General features: G+C 66.3%; 14 protein-coding genes. 10 read left to right on the top strand and 4 right to left on the bottom strand.

Annotated elements, in window-relative coordinates; translation table 11 throughout:
- Nucleotides 1–54: 54 nt before the first annotated feature.
- A complete protein-coding gene (locus A6M56_RS23860; protein WP_102080936.1) occupies nt 55–2,160 on the top strand; it encodes a TonB-dependent siderophore receptor in 2,106 nt (701 codons plus the stop codon).
- Nucleotides 2,161–2,180: 20 nt separating this feature from the next.
- On the opposite strand, the gene A6M56_RS23855 is transcribed toward A6M56_RS23860, so the two are convergent.
- From A6M56_RS23855 to A6M56_RS23845, 3 genes are all read right to left on the bottom strand, one after another.
- Nucleotides 2,181–2,930, bottom strand: a complete 750-nt coding sequence (locus tag A6M56_RS23855) for a slipin family protein (RefSeq protein WP_045786315.1) — start codon at nt 2,928–2,930, stop codon at nt 2,181–2,183.
- 10 nt (nt 2,931–2,940) lie between these two features.
- Nucleotides 2,941–4,320 (bottom strand): NfeD family protein, encoded by a 1,380-nt coding sequence (locus A6M56_RS23850; RefSeq protein WP_286758472.1) that lies wholly within the window; start codon nt 4,318–4,320, stop codon nt 2,941–2,943.
- A gap of 85 nt (nt 4,321–4,405) precedes the next feature.
- On the bottom strand, nt 4,406–5,314 hold the full coding sequence (locus A6M56_RS23845) for a LysR family transcriptional regulator (RefSeq protein WP_045786317.1): 909 nt from the start codon (nt 5,312–5,314) through the stop codon (nt 4,406–4,408).
- 102 nt (nt 5,315–5,416) lie between these two features.
- Here A6M56_RS23845 and A6M56_RS23840 point away from each other — a divergent pair, with 102 nt between their 5' ends.
- The 6 genes from A6M56_RS23840 to A6M56_RS23815 all read left to right on the top strand — a co-directional run bounded on the left by A6M56_RS23840 (nt 5,417) and on the right by A6M56_RS23815 (nt 9,668).
- Nucleotides 5,417–6,631 carry a YbfB/YjiJ family MFS transporter gene (locus A6M56_RS23840; protein WP_102079474.1) on the top strand — a complete coding sequence of 405 codons (1,215 nt, stop codon included), beginning with the start codon at nt 5,417–5,419 and terminating at the stop codon, nt 6,629–6,631.
- 86 nt (nt 6,632–6,717) lie between these two features.
- Nucleotides 6,718–7,503, top strand: coding sequence for a class II aldolase/adducin family protein (locus tag A6M56_RS23835; protein ID WP_045786319.1), 786 nt, complete (start codon nt 6,718–6,720; stop codon nt 7,501–7,503).
- 14 nt (nt 7,504–7,517) lie between these two features.
- A complete protein-coding gene (locus tag A6M56_RS23830) occupies nt 7,518–7,706 on the top strand; it encodes a 4-oxalocrotonate tautomerase (RefSeq protein ID WP_045786320.1) in 189 nt (62 codons plus the stop codon).
- A 33-nt stretch (nt 7,707–7,739) separates the two neighbouring features.
- Nucleotides 7,740–8,786 (top strand): threonine aldolase family protein, encoded by a 1,047-nt coding sequence (locus A6M56_RS23825; protein ID WP_102080218.1) that lies wholly within the window; start codon nt 7,740–7,742, stop codon nt 8,784–8,786.
- A gap of 25 nt (nt 8,787–8,811) precedes the next feature.
- Entirely contained in the window at nt 8,812–9,393 is a 582-nt protein-coding gene (locus A6M56_RS23820; RefSeq protein ID WP_102079475.1) for an NUDIX hydrolase, read from the top strand.
- Nucleotides 9,394–9,440: 47 nt separating this feature from the next.
- Entirely contained in the window at nt 9,441–9,668 is a 228-nt protein-coding gene (locus tag A6M56_RS23815) for a sulfurtransferase TusA family protein (protein ID WP_102080219.1), read from the top strand.
- 130 nt (nt 9,669–9,798) lie between these two features.
- Here A6M56_RS23815 and A6M56_RS23810 read toward each other — a convergent pair whose 3' ends face one another.
- On the bottom strand, nt 9,799–10,431 hold the full coding sequence (locus tag A6M56_RS23810) for a LysE family translocator (protein ID WP_062739410.1): 633 nt from the start codon (nt 10,429–10,431) through the stop codon (nt 9,799–9,801).
- A 331-nt stretch (nt 10,432–10,762) separates the two neighbouring features.
- Between A6M56_RS23810 and A6M56_RS23805 the strand changes: the two genes are divergently transcribed.
- The 3 genes from A6M56_RS23805 to A6M56_RS23795 all read left to right on the top strand — a co-directional run bounded on the left by A6M56_RS23805 (nt 10,763) and on the right by A6M56_RS23795 (nt 14,973).
- On the top strand, nt 10,763–13,219 hold the full coding sequence (locus A6M56_RS23805; protein WP_180964249.1) for an ATP-binding protein: 2,457 nt from the start codon (nt 10,763–10,765) through the stop codon (nt 13,217–13,219).
- Nucleotides 13,220–13,576: 357 nt separating this feature from the next.
- Nucleotides 13,577–14,131, top strand: a complete 555-nt coding sequence (locus A6M56_RS23800) for a fimbrial protein (protein WP_233902533.1) — start codon at nt 13,577–13,579, stop codon at nt 14,129–14,131.
- 5 nt (nt 14,132–14,136) lie between these two features.
- Nucleotides 14,137–14,973 (top strand): fimbrial biogenesis chaperone, encoded by an 837-nt coding sequence (locus tag A6M56_RS23795; protein WP_233902534.1) that lies wholly within the window; start codon nt 14,137–14,139, stop codon nt 14,971–14,973.
- Nucleotides 14,974–14,982 lie beyond the last annotated feature (9 nt).

Genomic DNA, 14,982 nt, shown 5'->3' with positions numbered 1-14,982 from the left:
CGCCGTTCCCGGGGCGTCCGGTTCCGTCAATCCTGCTCGAATCCTGTGTCCGCGATGACCCGTCGTCTCACGGCCCGCGCGTTGTCCTGCGCGCTCGCCGCCATGCCTCTTGCCGCGTCCACGTTGGCCCACGCCGACGAAACCCACCCTGCCACCCAGGCAAAGATCGACCTGGACGAAACCACAGTGACCGCGCGCAGCCAGCGCGGCTTTGCAGCCAGCACGGCAGAGGTGGGTGCATTCCGCGGCATGGCATTGCGTGACATCCCGGCCACCGTCAACGTCGTCACGCGGGAGGCGCTCGACGCGCAGCAAGACACGTCGCTGTACGACGCGCTGCGCAATACGGCAGGCGTCACGCGCCAGCAGCTTTCCGGCGAGACGTTCGACAACCTCGCCATCCGGGGCGTGACGATGGAGAACCGCACCAACTTCCGCTTCAACGGTTCCATGCCGATTCCCGCGCTGACCGCCATCCCGCTCGAGGACAAGGAGCGCGTGGAGGTGCTCAAGGGTGTGTCGGCGCTGTATTACGGCTACACCACGCCGGGCGGCGTCGTGAACCTGGTGACCAAGCGCGCGGGCAACACGCCCGTCACCACGCTGGGCGTGCAGTTCGACAGCAACGGCACGGCCATCGGCACCGTCGACGTGGGCCGCCGCTTTGGTGAAGACAACCAATACGGCATCCGCTTCAACGCCGCAGGTGGTTCGCTGCAATCGCCCACCAGCGGCATCGACGGGACGCGGCAGCTGGCGGCCATGGCGTTCGACTGGAAGGTCAACAGCCGCCTGAGCCTGAAGGCCGACGTCGAATATTCGCGCAAGGCCATCACCGAGCAATCCGTGGTGACGCTGCCCGCAGCACGCAATGGCGTCATCACGCTACCGGCCATGCCGGACCCGACCAGGCGCATCGCTCCGGGTTGGGCCGACTTTGACGGCAACAACACCAACGCGCTGCTGCGGGCCGACTACGCACTCAGCGATGCGTGGCTGCTGACGGTGGAGGGCGGCATGTCGGAGACGGCGCGCTCGCGGGCGTTTTCGGAATTCCGCCTGAGCAATCCGGCGACGGGCGCGGGCACGGTGAGCGGACAACGTCAGAACGGCCGCTGGAACACGAGCCATGTGCGTGCCGACATCAACGGCACCGAGAAGACGGGCTGGATCACGCACGACCTGACCTTCGGCGTGGCGCGATCGGACATGCGGCAGGCGGCGGTGTACTCCGACCGGTTCTCCGGTGCGCAGAACCTGTACAACCCGATCGACCTCGGCTGGCTGCCGACCACCGGCACCGGGTTCACGGCCGAACAGCGTGCCGTCGACACGGGCATCTACGCGATGGACCGCATGACGCTTTCGCAGCACTGGCAGGTGATCGCCGGCCTGCGGTACACGCGCTACACCAGCGAGCAGGTGCCAAACCGCTACGAGGCCAGCAAGACCACGCCGCTGGGCGCGATCATCTACAGGTTCACGCCCACGCTGTCGGCCTATGCGTCGTACGCGCAAGGTCTGGAGGCGGGCCAGCGCGCGCCCAACACGGCCGTCAACGCCAACGTGGCCATGCCGCCGGCCTTGAGCGAACAGAAGGAAGTTGGCGTGCGCTACGAAACGCCAACCGGCACGCAGCTTGCGGCCGCCGTGTATGACATCGATCGCGCCGCCGCGTACACGAACGATGCCAACGTCTTCGTGCAGGACGGCCGCGAGCGCATCCGCGGCGTCGAACTGACCGCGCAGGGCCGCGTGACGAACGACCTCTCGTTGCTGGCGTCCGCCGGCTGGACCGACGCCACGTTCCGCGGCGTCGGCAACGGCCTCGACGGCAAGACGCCCGAGAACACGCCGCGCAGCACCGCCAGCCTGTTCGCCGAGTACACGCTGCCGATGCTGCGCTCGGTGTCGCTCAACGCCGGCGCGTACTACCTCGGGCCACGTCCCGTGAACGACGCCAACCAGGCCGAGCTTGGCGGCACCACGCTCTTTTCGGCCGGCGTGCGATACGTCACGCGCATTTCGGGCAAGCGCACCACGCTGCAATTCAACGTCGACAACCTCACCGGCAAGCGCTACTGGGCAGGCGCCGGCAACAACCGCCTCTCGATGGGCGCGCCGCGGGTGTTCAAGCTAGGCATGAAGATCGACCTGTGAGGGAGAGATTTCTCCAAGCCCTACCCCTTCCTCACCGCCCCCAACACATCCATCGGCAACGGAAACACAATCGTCGACGTCTTGTCCCCGGCAATCTGCGTCAACGTCTGCAGATACCGCAGCTGGATCGCCTCAGGCTGCTGCGCCAGCATCCGCGCCGCCTCCAGCAATTTCTCGGACGCCTGCAGCTCGCCTTCCGCGTGAATGACCTTCGCGCGCCGTTCACGCTCCGCCTCGGCCTGCCGTGCAATCGCCCGGATCATCGATTCATTCAGATCCACATGCTTGATCTCGACGTTGGCAATCTTGATGCCCCACGGATCGGTCTGGATATCGAGCACCTTCTGGATGTCAAGGTTGAGCTTCTCGCGCTCTGCGAGCATCTCGTCCAGCTCGTGCTTGCCGAGAATCGCCCGCAGCGTGGTCTGCGCAAGCTGGCTCGTGGCCTCCAGGAAGTTCGCCACCTGGATGATCGCGCGCTCGGGGTCGACCACGCGGAAGTACACCACCGCGTTGACCTTGACCGACACGTTGTCGTGCGAGATCACATCCTGCGGCGGCACGTCCATCACCACGGTGCGCAAGTCCACGCGCACCATCTGCTGCACCGCCGGGATGATCAGCACCAGCCCCGGCCCCTTCACGCGCCAGAACCGGCCGAGCATGAACACCACGCCGCGCTCGTATTCGCGCAGCACCCGGAACGACGAGATCACCAGCAGCACGACCAGAAAGATCAGGCCGCCCGCGCTGAAGAATCCGTAGATCATGTTCGTCTCCTTAGGATGACGCCGGCACCACGTCGAGGGTCAGGCCGTGCCGCGCCGTCACGCGGATGCGGTCGCCGCGCGCCACGGGCCCATCGCAATGCACGCGCCAGCGTTCGCCGCGCACCTGTGCCCAGCCGGCGGCGGGGTCGTCGGGGTCGGTCGGGTCCAGTTCCAGCAATTCGCCGGTCATGCCGATGAGCGTGTCGCCACCAGCCACGCTCGGCTGCCGCCGCGCGCGCATCGCCATGCTGGAGAGCAACAGGATCACCGCCAGGCTCACCAGCGCCGTCGACACGATCAACGGCAGCGGCACGCCAAAGCCGGGCGTCTGCGTGTCGATCAACATGACGGCGCCGAGCACGAACGCAACGATGCCGCCCACGCCGAGCGCGCCGAACGTCGGCAGGAACGCCTCGGCCACCATGCAGCCGAGCCCGAGCGCAATCAGCGCCAGTCCCGCATAGCTGATCGGCAGCATCTGCAAGCCGTACAGCGCCACCACGATGCACACCGCGCCGAGAATGCCCGGCACCACCATGCCCGGCGTCGAGAATTCAAAGATCAGCGCGTACACGCCCACCGTCAGCAGCAACAGCGCGAGGCTCGGGTCGGTGATGACGCCGAGAAACCGGTTGCGCCAGTCGGGCTCCAGCGTGACGGTCTGCGCGCCGGCGGTATGCAGGGTCACGAGGCCCGCCGATGTGTGCAGCGCGCGGCCGTCCACCTGCCTGAGCAGGTCGGGTATGTCGCTGCCGATGAGGTCGATGACGTGCTGGCTGGCCGCCTCGGGCGCGTCCAGGCTCACGGCTTCGCGCACGGCACGTTCCGCCCAGTCGGCGTTGCGGCCGCGCAGCTGTGCCAGCCCGCGGATGTACGCGGCGGCATCGTGCATCTGCTTGCGGGCAAGGGTGTCTTCGTTGCCCGCAGCGGCAGACGGCGCGCTGGACGGCTTCGCGGCATCGCCGGGGCTGGGCGCATGTCCGCCGATGCCGATGGCCACTGGCGATGCGGCCCCGAGATTGGTGGCAGGCGCCATCGCCGCGACATGGCAGGCATAGAGGATGTATGTGCCCGCACTGGCCGCCCGCGCCCCACCGGGCGCCACATAGCCCGCCACCGGCACCGGCGAGGCGAGGATCGCCTGGATGATCTGCCGCATCGATGCATCGAGCCCGCCCGGCGTATCCATTTGCAGCACCACGAGTTGTGCGCCTTGTGCACGCGCCTGCTGCAGGCCGTGAATGACGTACGCCGCGCTGGCCGGGCCGATGGCGCCGGTCAGCGGCAGCACCACCACCGGCGCGGCCGCCATGGCAAGGCCGCTCCAGGCGGCAGCGGCCATTACGGCCAGCCGGGCCGTCCACTGCCGAATCCGCATTGACGGTCGCATGGCGCCTCCGTCGTCATTGCCGCGCTCGACTGCGCTGGACCGGCGGCACGGTCGGTGTGGGACTCAGCGCATCGTCCAGTTCAGTTTAGGCAGCGATGGCCTGCGTGGCGGGCTCGACGGCCGCGGCGTGCGGCTCGCGCAGCACCTGCACGAGCGCCTGCAGGGCGGGCCCGGCCATGTCGCGGTGCCAGGCAAGCACGGTGTCGACGCGGCCCGGTTTGCGCAGCGCGTGCACGCTGATCTCCGGCGCGTTCGTGTACAGCTCCAGCACCGAGCGCGGCACAAGCGCCACGCCGATCCCCGCTGCCGCGCACGCGATGATGGCGTGGTACGAGCCGAGTTCGAGCACGCGTGCGGGCACCACGCCGTCTGCTGCAAACCAGTCTTCGATCAATTGCCGATACGCGCAGCCGGGCTCGAAGGCGAGCAGGGCAGGGGTTTGTACGTCGGTGGCGCGGCGGATGGGCGGATGCGCGCGATGCGCGATCAGCACGAGCTCTTCGGCAAAGGCGGGCAGCGTGGTCATTGCGGCGCGCGTGTTCGCCATGCATGCGGTTTCCGCCACGAATGCGCAGTCCACCTCGAAGTTGGAGAGCGCCTGGAGGGACTGGCGCGTCGTCATCGTCACCAGCTCCAGCTGCACGCGCGGCCAGCGCTGGTGCAACGTGGCCAACAATGCGGGCAGGCGGCTGGCTGCGGTGCTTTCCATTGAGGCGATGCGCAGGCGGCCGTGCGGTTCGCGCGGCTGCACGGCCTGCCGTGCCTCGGCGGCCAGCCGCAGGATGTCGTCGGCGTAGGTCAGCAGCGTCTGGCCGGCGGGCGTGAGCACCATGCGCTTGCCCTCGCGCACGAACAGTTGCACCCCGAGCGACGTCTCCAGCTGGCGGATGCGCGTGGTTACGTTCGACTGCACGCGGTTCAGATGCTGCGCCGCCCGCGTCACACCGCCTTCGCGTACCACCGTGCGAAAAATCTCGAGCGAGGCCAGGTCCATGATGTATCTCAAATGCTAATGGGTTTGTTCAATATAATTCATTTTTCAGGATGGACTGGCTTGCGTACGATGACGTGCCGATTTCCTCGTCCGGGCGTCCCCATGGAGCACACGCTGCCGTCCTCATCTGCCTTGTCCGCCGCGCACGATGCGCGGGTGTCTGCCTGGCGTGTCGCCATTGCGGGCATGGTGGCACTGTCCGTTGCCATGGGCATCGGCCGGTTCGCCTTCACGCCGATCCTGCCGATGCTGCTGCACGACGGCAGCGTCACGCTGGCGCAGGGCAGCTGGCTTGCCACGGGCAACTATCTCGGCTATTTCATCGGCGCGTTGGCCTGCATGGCGGTGCGCGGCGATGCGGCACGGCTGATCCGCATTGGGCTGATGGCAACGATTCTGCTGACGGCGGGGATGGGCGTGCTGCAAGGCCAGCCGGCGTGGTTCATGCTGCGCTTTGCAGCCGGCATGGCGAGCGCGCTGGTGTTCGTGTTCACCGCAGGCTGGTGCCTGCATCGGCTGACCGAACTGGGCCATGCGGCATTGGGCGGCATCATCTTCTGCGGGCCGGGGCTGGGCATTGCCATTCCGGGCCTGATGGCCAGCGGCATGGTCGCGCTGGGCTGGCACGCCACCTGGGCCTGGATGGCGTTCGGCGTGCTGTCGGCGCTGCTGTCGGCGGCGGTGTGGCCGACCATCCGGCCACAAGCACGTGCGGCGGCTGCCCCCCCATCGGCACCGTCGGACGCGTCGCCGGGGCTCGACGCGCCCACCGCGGCCGTCACGCTCGCCTACGGCCTGGCCGGTTTCGGCTACATCATCACCGCCACCTTCCTGCCGGTGATCGCGCGCAAGGTGCTGCCGGCCGGGTCGGTGTGGCCCGACCTGTTCTGGCCGATGTTCGGCGCCGGCGTGGCGCTCGGCGCGTTCCTTTCCACGCGGATCAGCCTGGCGCGCGACAACCGCTCGCTGCTCGCTAGCGCCTATGCCATGCAGGCGGTGGCCGTGACCATCAGCATCGTCTGGCCGACGGTGGCGGGGCTCGCACTGTCCAGCACGCTGCTCGGCCTGCCGTTCACGGCGATCACGCTGTTTGCCATGCGCGAGGCGCGCCGCCTGTGGCCGCACGCGGCGCCCCGGCTGATGGGGCTGATGACGGCGGCTTACGGCATCGGCCAGATCGTCGGGCCGCCGCTGGCAAATCGCCTGTTTGCGGCCACCGGCGGGTTCCATACGTCGCTGGCCGTGGCGGCGGTCTCGCTGCTGGTGGGTGGGGCAACGTTCCTCGCCGTCAAGCGCGTCTCGCCCATACGTGGATGATCGGCAGCCTGTAGCGCACGTTGCGACACGCATGGTGCTCGTTCGGCGCACACGTTCTAGAATGGCCCCTCCATCGGAGGAGCCCCATGTCTTTTGCCCTGCGCCCCGGCGCTGTCGTGCCCGGGGGCGAGATCAGCGAGGCCGAGCGCGCCGTGCGTGTCGATCTTGCCGCCGCTTATCGACTGGCCGCGCTCAACGGCTGGGACGACCTGATCTATACCCACCTGTCGGCCACCGTGCCGGGTGAGCCGGACCACTTCCTCATCAACGCGTTCGGCCTGGCGTTTGATGAAATCACCGCGTCCAACCTCGTCAAGATCAGCCGTGCGGGCCAGCTCGTCGGCGATTGGCCCGATGCGGCCACGCGGCCATCCGTGAACGTGACGGGCTTTGCGCTGCATGCCGCCGTGCACGCCGCACGGCCCGATGCACACTGCGTGATCCATCTGCACAACACGGCGGGCATTGCCGTGTCGGCGCAGAAGCATGGGCTGCTGCCGCTGTCGCAGCACGCGCTGCGCTTCCACAGGCGCATCGCGTACCACGACTACGAAGGCCTGGCCTTTACGCCGGAAGAGGGCGCGCGGCTGACGGCCTCGCTCGGCACGCAGTTCGCCATGCTGCTGCGCAACCACGGCACACTTACCATCGGGCGCACAGTGGCCGAGGCGCACGTGCTGATGGCCACGCTCATCAAGGCGTGCGAGATCCAGATTCAGGCCCTCACGGCCGGCGAGGTGGTCTTCCCCGCACCGGAAGTCGCCGATCGCGCTGCCGGACAACTCGAAGATGGCGGCGCCATCGAAGGCGTGATGGAGTGGCCGGCGCTGCTGCGCAAACTGGATAAAATCGACGCTTCCTACCGAGACTGATGACCGGAGACCCCATGCCGACTTTCCATATCGAGATGTTTGAAGGCCGCACCGTTGAGCAGAAGAAAAAACTCGTCGAGGAAGTGACGCGCGTGACGTGCGAAACGCTGGGCTGCGCACCAGCCGCAGTCGACATCATCATCAACGACGTCAAGCGAGAGAACTGGGCCACGGGCGGTGTGCTCTGGTCTGAACAGAAGTAACGAAGGAACGCGCCCCACCTCATGACGGCCGCCATGCAGCCCACCCAGCATTTCGCCTCCGACAACTACGCGGGGTTCTGCCCCGAATCGCTGAAGTACTTCCTGGAAGCCAACGGCAGCGGCCACGAGCCCGCGTATGGCGATGACTCCTGGACGCAGCGCGTGTGCGACCGCATTCGCGACCTGTTCGAGACCGACTGTGAAGTCTTCTTCGTCTTCAACGGCACGGCGGCGAACTCGCTGGCGCTGTCATCGCTGTGCCATTCGTACCACTCCGTGATCTGCCACGAGCTGGCGCATATCGAAACCGATGAGTGCGGCGGCCCGGAATTCTTCTCCAACGGCTCCAAGCTGCTGACCGCCAAGGGCGAGAACGGCAAGCTCACGCCCGATGCGGTGGAAGCGCTGGTCACGCGCCGCTCCGATATCCACTACCCGAAGCCGAAGGTCGTTTCGCTCACGCAATCGACGGAAGTCGGCACCGTCTACACGGTGGAAGAGGTGCGTGCGATTGCCGCCATTGCCAAGCGCCGGCAGCTGCGCGTGCACATGGACGGCGCGCGCTTTGCGAATGCCGTGGCGTCGCTTGGCGTGCATCCGTCGGAGATTACCTGGCGCGCCGGCGTGGACGTGCTGTGTTTCGGCGGCACGAAGAACGGGCTGCCGGTGGGCGAAGCCGTCGTCTTCTTCGATCGGCGCCTCGCTGAAGACTTTGCGTATCGGGTCAAGCAGGCCGGGCAGCTGGCTTCGAAGATGCGCTTCATCTCCGCACCGTGGCTCGGCTTGCTGGAGAACGACGTCTGGCTGCGCAACGCGCGTCATGCCAACGCGATGGCGCAGTTGCTGCATGCACGCATCGCCAATGTGCCAGGGGTGCGCATCATGTTCCCCACCGAATCGAATGCCGTGTTTGCGGAGCTTCCCTTGCCCGCCATCGAAGCGCTGCGCGCACGCGGCTGGAAGTTCTACACGTTCATCGGTGCGGGCGGTTGCCGCCTGATGTGCTCGTGGGACGTGCGGCCCGAAACCGTCGAAGCCTTTGCCGCCGACATTCGCACAGCGTGCGAGCAAGCCGCCTGAATCGCCAGTTCAGCATCTCACCGCCATGAGCTTCGACTACCGCTTCTGCCCGCAATGCGCCACGCCGCTCGTCGAGCAGCATACGGCCGGCCGCCTGCGCCTTGCGTGCCCCGCGCCGGCCTGCGGTTTCGTCCACTGGAACAACCCGCTTCCGGTGCTGGCGGCGGTGGTCGAGTATCGCGGACAGATGTTCCTCGCGCGCAACGCGCAGTGGCCGGAGGGCATGTTCGCGCTCGTCACCGGGTTCATGGAGCATGGCGAAACGCCGGAACAGGGCATTGCGCGCGAGTTGAAGGAAGAGACGAACCTGGACGCGCAGTCAATCTCGCTGATCGGTGTGTACGAGTTCATCCGCAAGAACGAGCTGATCATCGCGTACCACGTGGTTGCCGATGGCGAGATCGCACTGTCGGAAGAGCTTGTCGAATACCGCCTGAAGCCGTTCGAGAAGGTGCGCCCGTGGACGGCCGGCACGGGCTATGCGGTGGCCGATTTCCTGACGGCGCGCGGCCTGCCCGTCAGCTACATCGACATCCGCACCGGCGAGCCCGCCGAGCCGCCGCCGCGCCGGTGGCAGCCGACGCGGCTCGCTACAATAGCCGAATGATTGACGTGGGTGGCACGATGCCGCCCACCCGCACCACAGAGGAAGCCATGGAGTTCCAGAAGGAAGTTGATGCACGCGGCCTGAACTGCCCGCTGCCTATCCTGCGCACGAAGAAGGCGCTTGCCGACATGCAGAGCGGCGAGGTGCTGAAGATTCTCGCTACCGATCCGGGGGCGACGCGTGATTTCCAGGCGTTTGCCAAGCAGACCGGCAACGAACTGCTCCAGCATAGCGAACACGACAGGGTCTTCACGTTTTACATGCGCCGCCGCTGAAGACGTGTCCGCGAGCCTGGGGCGCTGACGCCGGCCGTGGAAGAGTTCTGAGCGCGGTACGCCAAACACAGTGGGGCGATCCGGCAAGCTGCCGGATCGCCCCGCAGTCGTTTACAGAATCCCCAGCGTGCTACTTGCGGGCTTCCATCGCCATGCGCAACGCCAGGCTCGTCAGCACCGAGCCCATCAGGTAACGCTGGATCGACAGCCAGCTCGGCTTGCGCGAGAGAAACGCGGCAATGCTGCCGGCCGTGGCGGCGATCATGGAATTGACCGTCACGCTCACGCAGATCTGGGTGATACCCAGGCACACCGACTGCACGAGCACGCTGCCGTGCGAGGGCTCGATGAACTGCGGCAGCAGCGACAGATACAGCACTGCCACCTTCGGGTTGAGCAGGCTCGTCAGCAACCCCATCGTGTACAGCTTGCGCGGGCTGTCCACGGGCAGGTCTCGCACCTGGAACGGCGCGCGGCCGCCGGGGCGCAGCGCCTGCCACGCCAGATACAACAGATAGATGGCGCCGCCAAAGCGCAGCGCATCGTACGCAAACGGCACGGCCATCAGCAGCGCCGTGATGCCGAACGCCGCGCACAACATGTAGAACACGAAGCCCGTGGCGATGCCCGCCAGCGAGACCAGCCCCGCATTGCGCCCCTGGCAGATCGAACGCGAGATCAGGTAGATCATGTTCGGGCCGGGCGTGAGTACCATGCCGAGCGCGACCAGGGCAAAGGTAAGCAGGTTGGTGAGTGTGGGCATGGCGGGAATGGGCAAGTGGCAAATAGGAGCTTGCAGGCTAGCACCGGCCGTTGCCTGGCCGACAGGTACAGAACCACGTCAATTTTGTCGATTCTGTATCGGTCCGGCGCCGGACCGGCATGCAGTGCATGCCAGGACTGCAGCCGCGACGGCGATAGCATCGCGGGCTTTCTCTTCTCTTTCTCTGTGCCAACAAGACGCCCCTTCGCCGGCCACGCCCTCTGACCCTTTGATCAACTTTCCAGGCCGCCGGCACGGGACTGAATTAAGCTTGTGCACTGGCATGGTGGGCAACAGGGCGAACGCGACGCGCCGAGCAGGTGATTCCGATATGGCGACAGGGGACGATGTGAGCAAGGTGGCGGCGACGGTGCGCGCACTGATCGTGGGCGTGTGGCTGTGTTGGACGTCCGGCGGCAGCCACGCGGCTGCACCTTCCCCGTTCACGCCGGAAGAGCGCGCGTGGATCGCCGCGCATCCGGTGATACGCACCTGCGTCAACTCGGATTGGCGCCCATTCGAATTTGTCACCGGCGGGAAAGTGGCCGGTATCGTCCCATCGTTTCTCGACGAAGTCTCCAGCATCAGCGGCTTGCGGTTCGAATACGTGGATGGCGCCTGCCGGAGAGGAGCGCGCGAAGCGCTGACGTCCGGCGAGATCGACCTGGTGCCCGATTGGGGCAGAAGCGACGACCGGACGCATCACAGCTCCGGCTTTATTGCCAGCACGCCGTACTACGTCGGCACGATCGCGATCGTCACGGCTGAGAGCGAGAACCTGTTTGCAGACATTCGCCAGCTGAAGGGCAAGCGGCTGGCGATCAGGGGCGGCGGCGGCCTGGAATACGCGATTCGTCACAGCGGCGTTCCGGTGACGTTGCTGACGTTCCAGAATGAAGCCCAAGCGCTGCAGGCCGTTGCCGATGACGAGGCGGACGCAGCGCTGGGCACTGACGTGTCGATCCTTCCGCAGTTGCACCGCCAGTTCAAAGGCCGGCTGTTCCTCTCGGGCACCATTTGGTACCGGCCGTATGCGTTGACGATGGCAACGCGTCAGGACAACCCGGTACTGGCATCCATCGTCGAGAAATCGCTCACCGCCATTCCGGCACCCGAGGCTGACGCCATCCGCTACCGGTGGCTCGAAACCACGGACTACGGCGCCCCGTCGCTGGCATCGATCCTCCATTACCGCGGGCGGCAGGTTGCCCTCGTTGGCGTGGTGGTGCTCGCCTTTGCGGTGCTGGCGTACGTGCTGTGGCGTGCGCGCGCGGCGGCCGTGCGCAGTGAGCGCGACAAGGCGATGTTCCTCGCCTTCATCAGCCACGAGATACGCACGCCGATGCACACTATCCTGGCCTCGCTCGAGCTGCTGCAGCGATCGCACCTGACAGGTCAGCAGGCCAGCCGGGCCGATGCGGCGGTCTCGGCATCGGAAACCCTCCTGGCGCTGCTCGACGATGTTCTCGAATACTCGCGCCTGGAATCGCACAGCGTGACGCTCGCGCCCGAACCGACCCGGATCGGGCCGTGGGCGCAGCAGACCGTCGATATGGTGCGGTGGCGCTCGGATGAGAAGAACCTGGCGTTGTCCCTCGATGTGGCGTGCGCGCCAGATTTCAGCGTGGACATCGACCCGATGCGCATTCGGCAGATCGTTCTGAACCTGTTGGTCAACGCGATCAAGTTCACGGCGGCCGGCAAGGTGGTTCTGCGCGTCGACCACCTGCCCGGCAGGCGGCGCGGTACGGGCACGCTGGTGCTCGAGGTGCGCGACACTGGCATGGGCATTCCTCCGGAACGTCAGCGGCATATCTTCGAGCCTTACGCGCGTGTGGAAAGCCCGGGCCATCGCGGTGCCAGCGGGAGTGGGCTGGGCTTGTCGATCTGCCGTGAACTGGTCGACCTGATGAAAGGCGTGATCACGGTCAGCAGCAGCCCGGAGATCGGCACGGTGTTCACCGTCATGTTGCCCACGCGCGAACCACATGCGCAGCCGGCACCGCAGTCAGGCGCCGACGAATCGCCCGCATCTGCGGCACAGGCGGTGTCACCGGTTCGGGTGCACAAGCCGCTGTCGCGGGATTCGAACGAGGGGCCGCTCGTCCTGGTCGTCGACGATCACGAGGCGGTGCAACACGCGATCCAGCATCAACTCAGCGCGCTCGCTTGCCGGTCGGCCATCGCGGGCACCGGCGAAGCGGCGCTCGAGCAGTTCGCCTCAGCAGCGTTTGACATGGTGCTGCTCGACTGCAACCTGCCGGGCATCGACGGCTACACCGTCGCGCAGCGCATGCGCGAGATCGAACGCCAGCGCGGCACCGAACGCACGCCGATCGTCGCCATCTCGGCCGCGGCCGACGATGCGCATCGCACGCGCTGCTTCGACAGCGGCATGGACGGCGTTCTCGGCAAGCCGTTGCGCCTGGCCGCGTTGCGCGAACTGATCGAACTCTGGTGCGGCCACGGCGACTCTGGCGCCAGCGCCGCGCCGGAAGCGCACGGCCTCGCGCGGACGGTGGACGTGCACGTGGTCTATCGACAGGCCATGAAAACCGATCTCGAGATGCTGAACGAGGGCATCGTGCATCGAAACATCGAGCAGGCACGTCGGGCGGCACATCGCATTTCCGGTGCGGCTGCCGTGGTGGACGATCTGCCGACGCACAATCTGGCAAGCGAGCTCGAGCGCCATCTCGCGTCCTCGTCCGGCGACATCACGGCCGACATCCAGGCGCTCGTCGCAGAACTCCAATCCTTGCACGGGGCCGGCACAGCCCCCGCGTGATCCCTCCTCTCGGGGCGCCCCTTGCCCTGACCCGGCCGTCCCGCATGGCGCCGTTCAGCGTGCCTGCGCCCGCGTGGAGCCTCGTACTCTTCCGGTGGCGACCTCCCGATGGGCCGGTCGATCTACCGCTCGTTTCCTCCCGAGAGAGCCTGCGCATGGCCGGGCGCAAGACGCGCAATCGATAAGGCTCGCCTGCTTTTCGGAGCAGTCCGATATGGCGCGCACGCCTCGCTTGAAATACTTGCGCCTGCCTTCTTCGATAGGCATTTGTTCTCGACCAAATCCCGCACGTTCGTGCCGCGGATTCAATCTAAGGGTAAGTCAATGAAAGCAAAACTGTTCCTGGCTGGCGTCGCCATGTCTGCTCTGTCCTCCGCTGCAATGGCGCAAACGACGCCCACATCGGTGGATGGCGTTATCAACTTCCAAGGCGCGATTCTGAGCGACACCTGTAAGGTGTCTTCGGTGACCGGCGATGCGGGCACCATCAACGTCGACATGGGCAAGGTCGCCGCCGACGACATCGGCACGGTTGCAGCACCGAAGCGTCTGACGAGTGGTGCCGGCTCCGCCAACTTTGACGTGGTCTGCAAGACCGGCGCCAAGGTCAGCATGAAGTTCGCAGGCAAGGCGGCCGACCTGAGCGCAGACAAGAAGACGCTGCGCGTGAACAACGGCAACACTGCCGCAGGTTTCGCCCAGGGCGTGGGCATTGCCGTGTACGAAGGTACCGGCGCGGGCGCAAACGCGTACGACCTGAGCAGCGGCAACCTGCTGGCACAGACGACGGTGCCGTCGACCGGTGGCGCAGTCAACGTGCGTTTCGCTGCAGCGTATGTGGCCGCAGACCCGACCAAGATCAAGCCGGGTATCGCCAACGCCAGCCTGCCGTTCACGCTCACCTACGAGTAAGCCTGGTGCCAGCCTTCACGGCTGGCTTCAATCGGCGGCGGTCAGCGGTTATTCCCCCGCCGCTGCCGCCCATCTGTTCAAAGGCCATCCCGGATATGAAAGCAAAACGATGCGCCGCTGGCGCGGCGTTGGCGTGCGCGTTGGCTGCGTCCGCGAGTCACGCCAGTATTTCCCTCAGCACCACGCGCCTGATCTTTGACGGCAACAACAAGGAAACGTCCGTCGTCGTCACGAACGATGGTGCCGATGCCTTGATCCAGGCCTGGCTGGATCCGCTTGAGGACAACGCGAATGGTCACCTGCCGTTTGCCATTACGCCGCCCCTGGCGAAGCTGGCAGCGAAGCAGCAGCAGCTTTTGCGCGTGCTGTACGAAGGTGTGGGTATGCCGACAGACCGCGAGTCGGCCTTCTGGCTGAACGTGCAGGAGGTTCCGCAGGCGGCTCCAAACGAGAACGTATTGCAACTGGCTGTCCGCCAGCGCATCAAGGTGTTCTACCGGCCGGCCGGTCTGACCGCAGACCCGCAGAAGGCTCCTTCAAGCCTGCAGTGGCAACTCAACCAGGATGGCGGCAAGGCGATGCTGAGGCTGAGCAACCCGAGTCTGTTCCACGTCACCGTGGTCGATGCAAAGGTGCACGCGGGCAATGCAGAAGCGCCGCTCATCGAGGCAAAGATGGTGGCGCCGCATTCCACGGTAGCGCTGCCGGTGCAGTTGCCGGGCAACGGCGCCGCCCAGCCCGAGCTTCGCTACGACGTCATCAATGACTACGGCGGCCGCCAAAGCTACCGCGTCACCTTGCGCGGCAGTCAGCCCAGCACGCCGGTCTCTACCGGTAACTGATCGGGCCGA

The organism is Ralstonia sp. RL (assembly GCF_001683835.1).
In the GTDB taxonomy this organism is placed as follows: Bacteria; Pseudomonadota; Gammaproteobacteria; order Burkholderiales; family Burkholderiaceae; genus Ralstonia; species Ralstonia mannitolilytica.
This window is presented reverse-complemented; position numbering and strand designations above follow the sequence as displayed.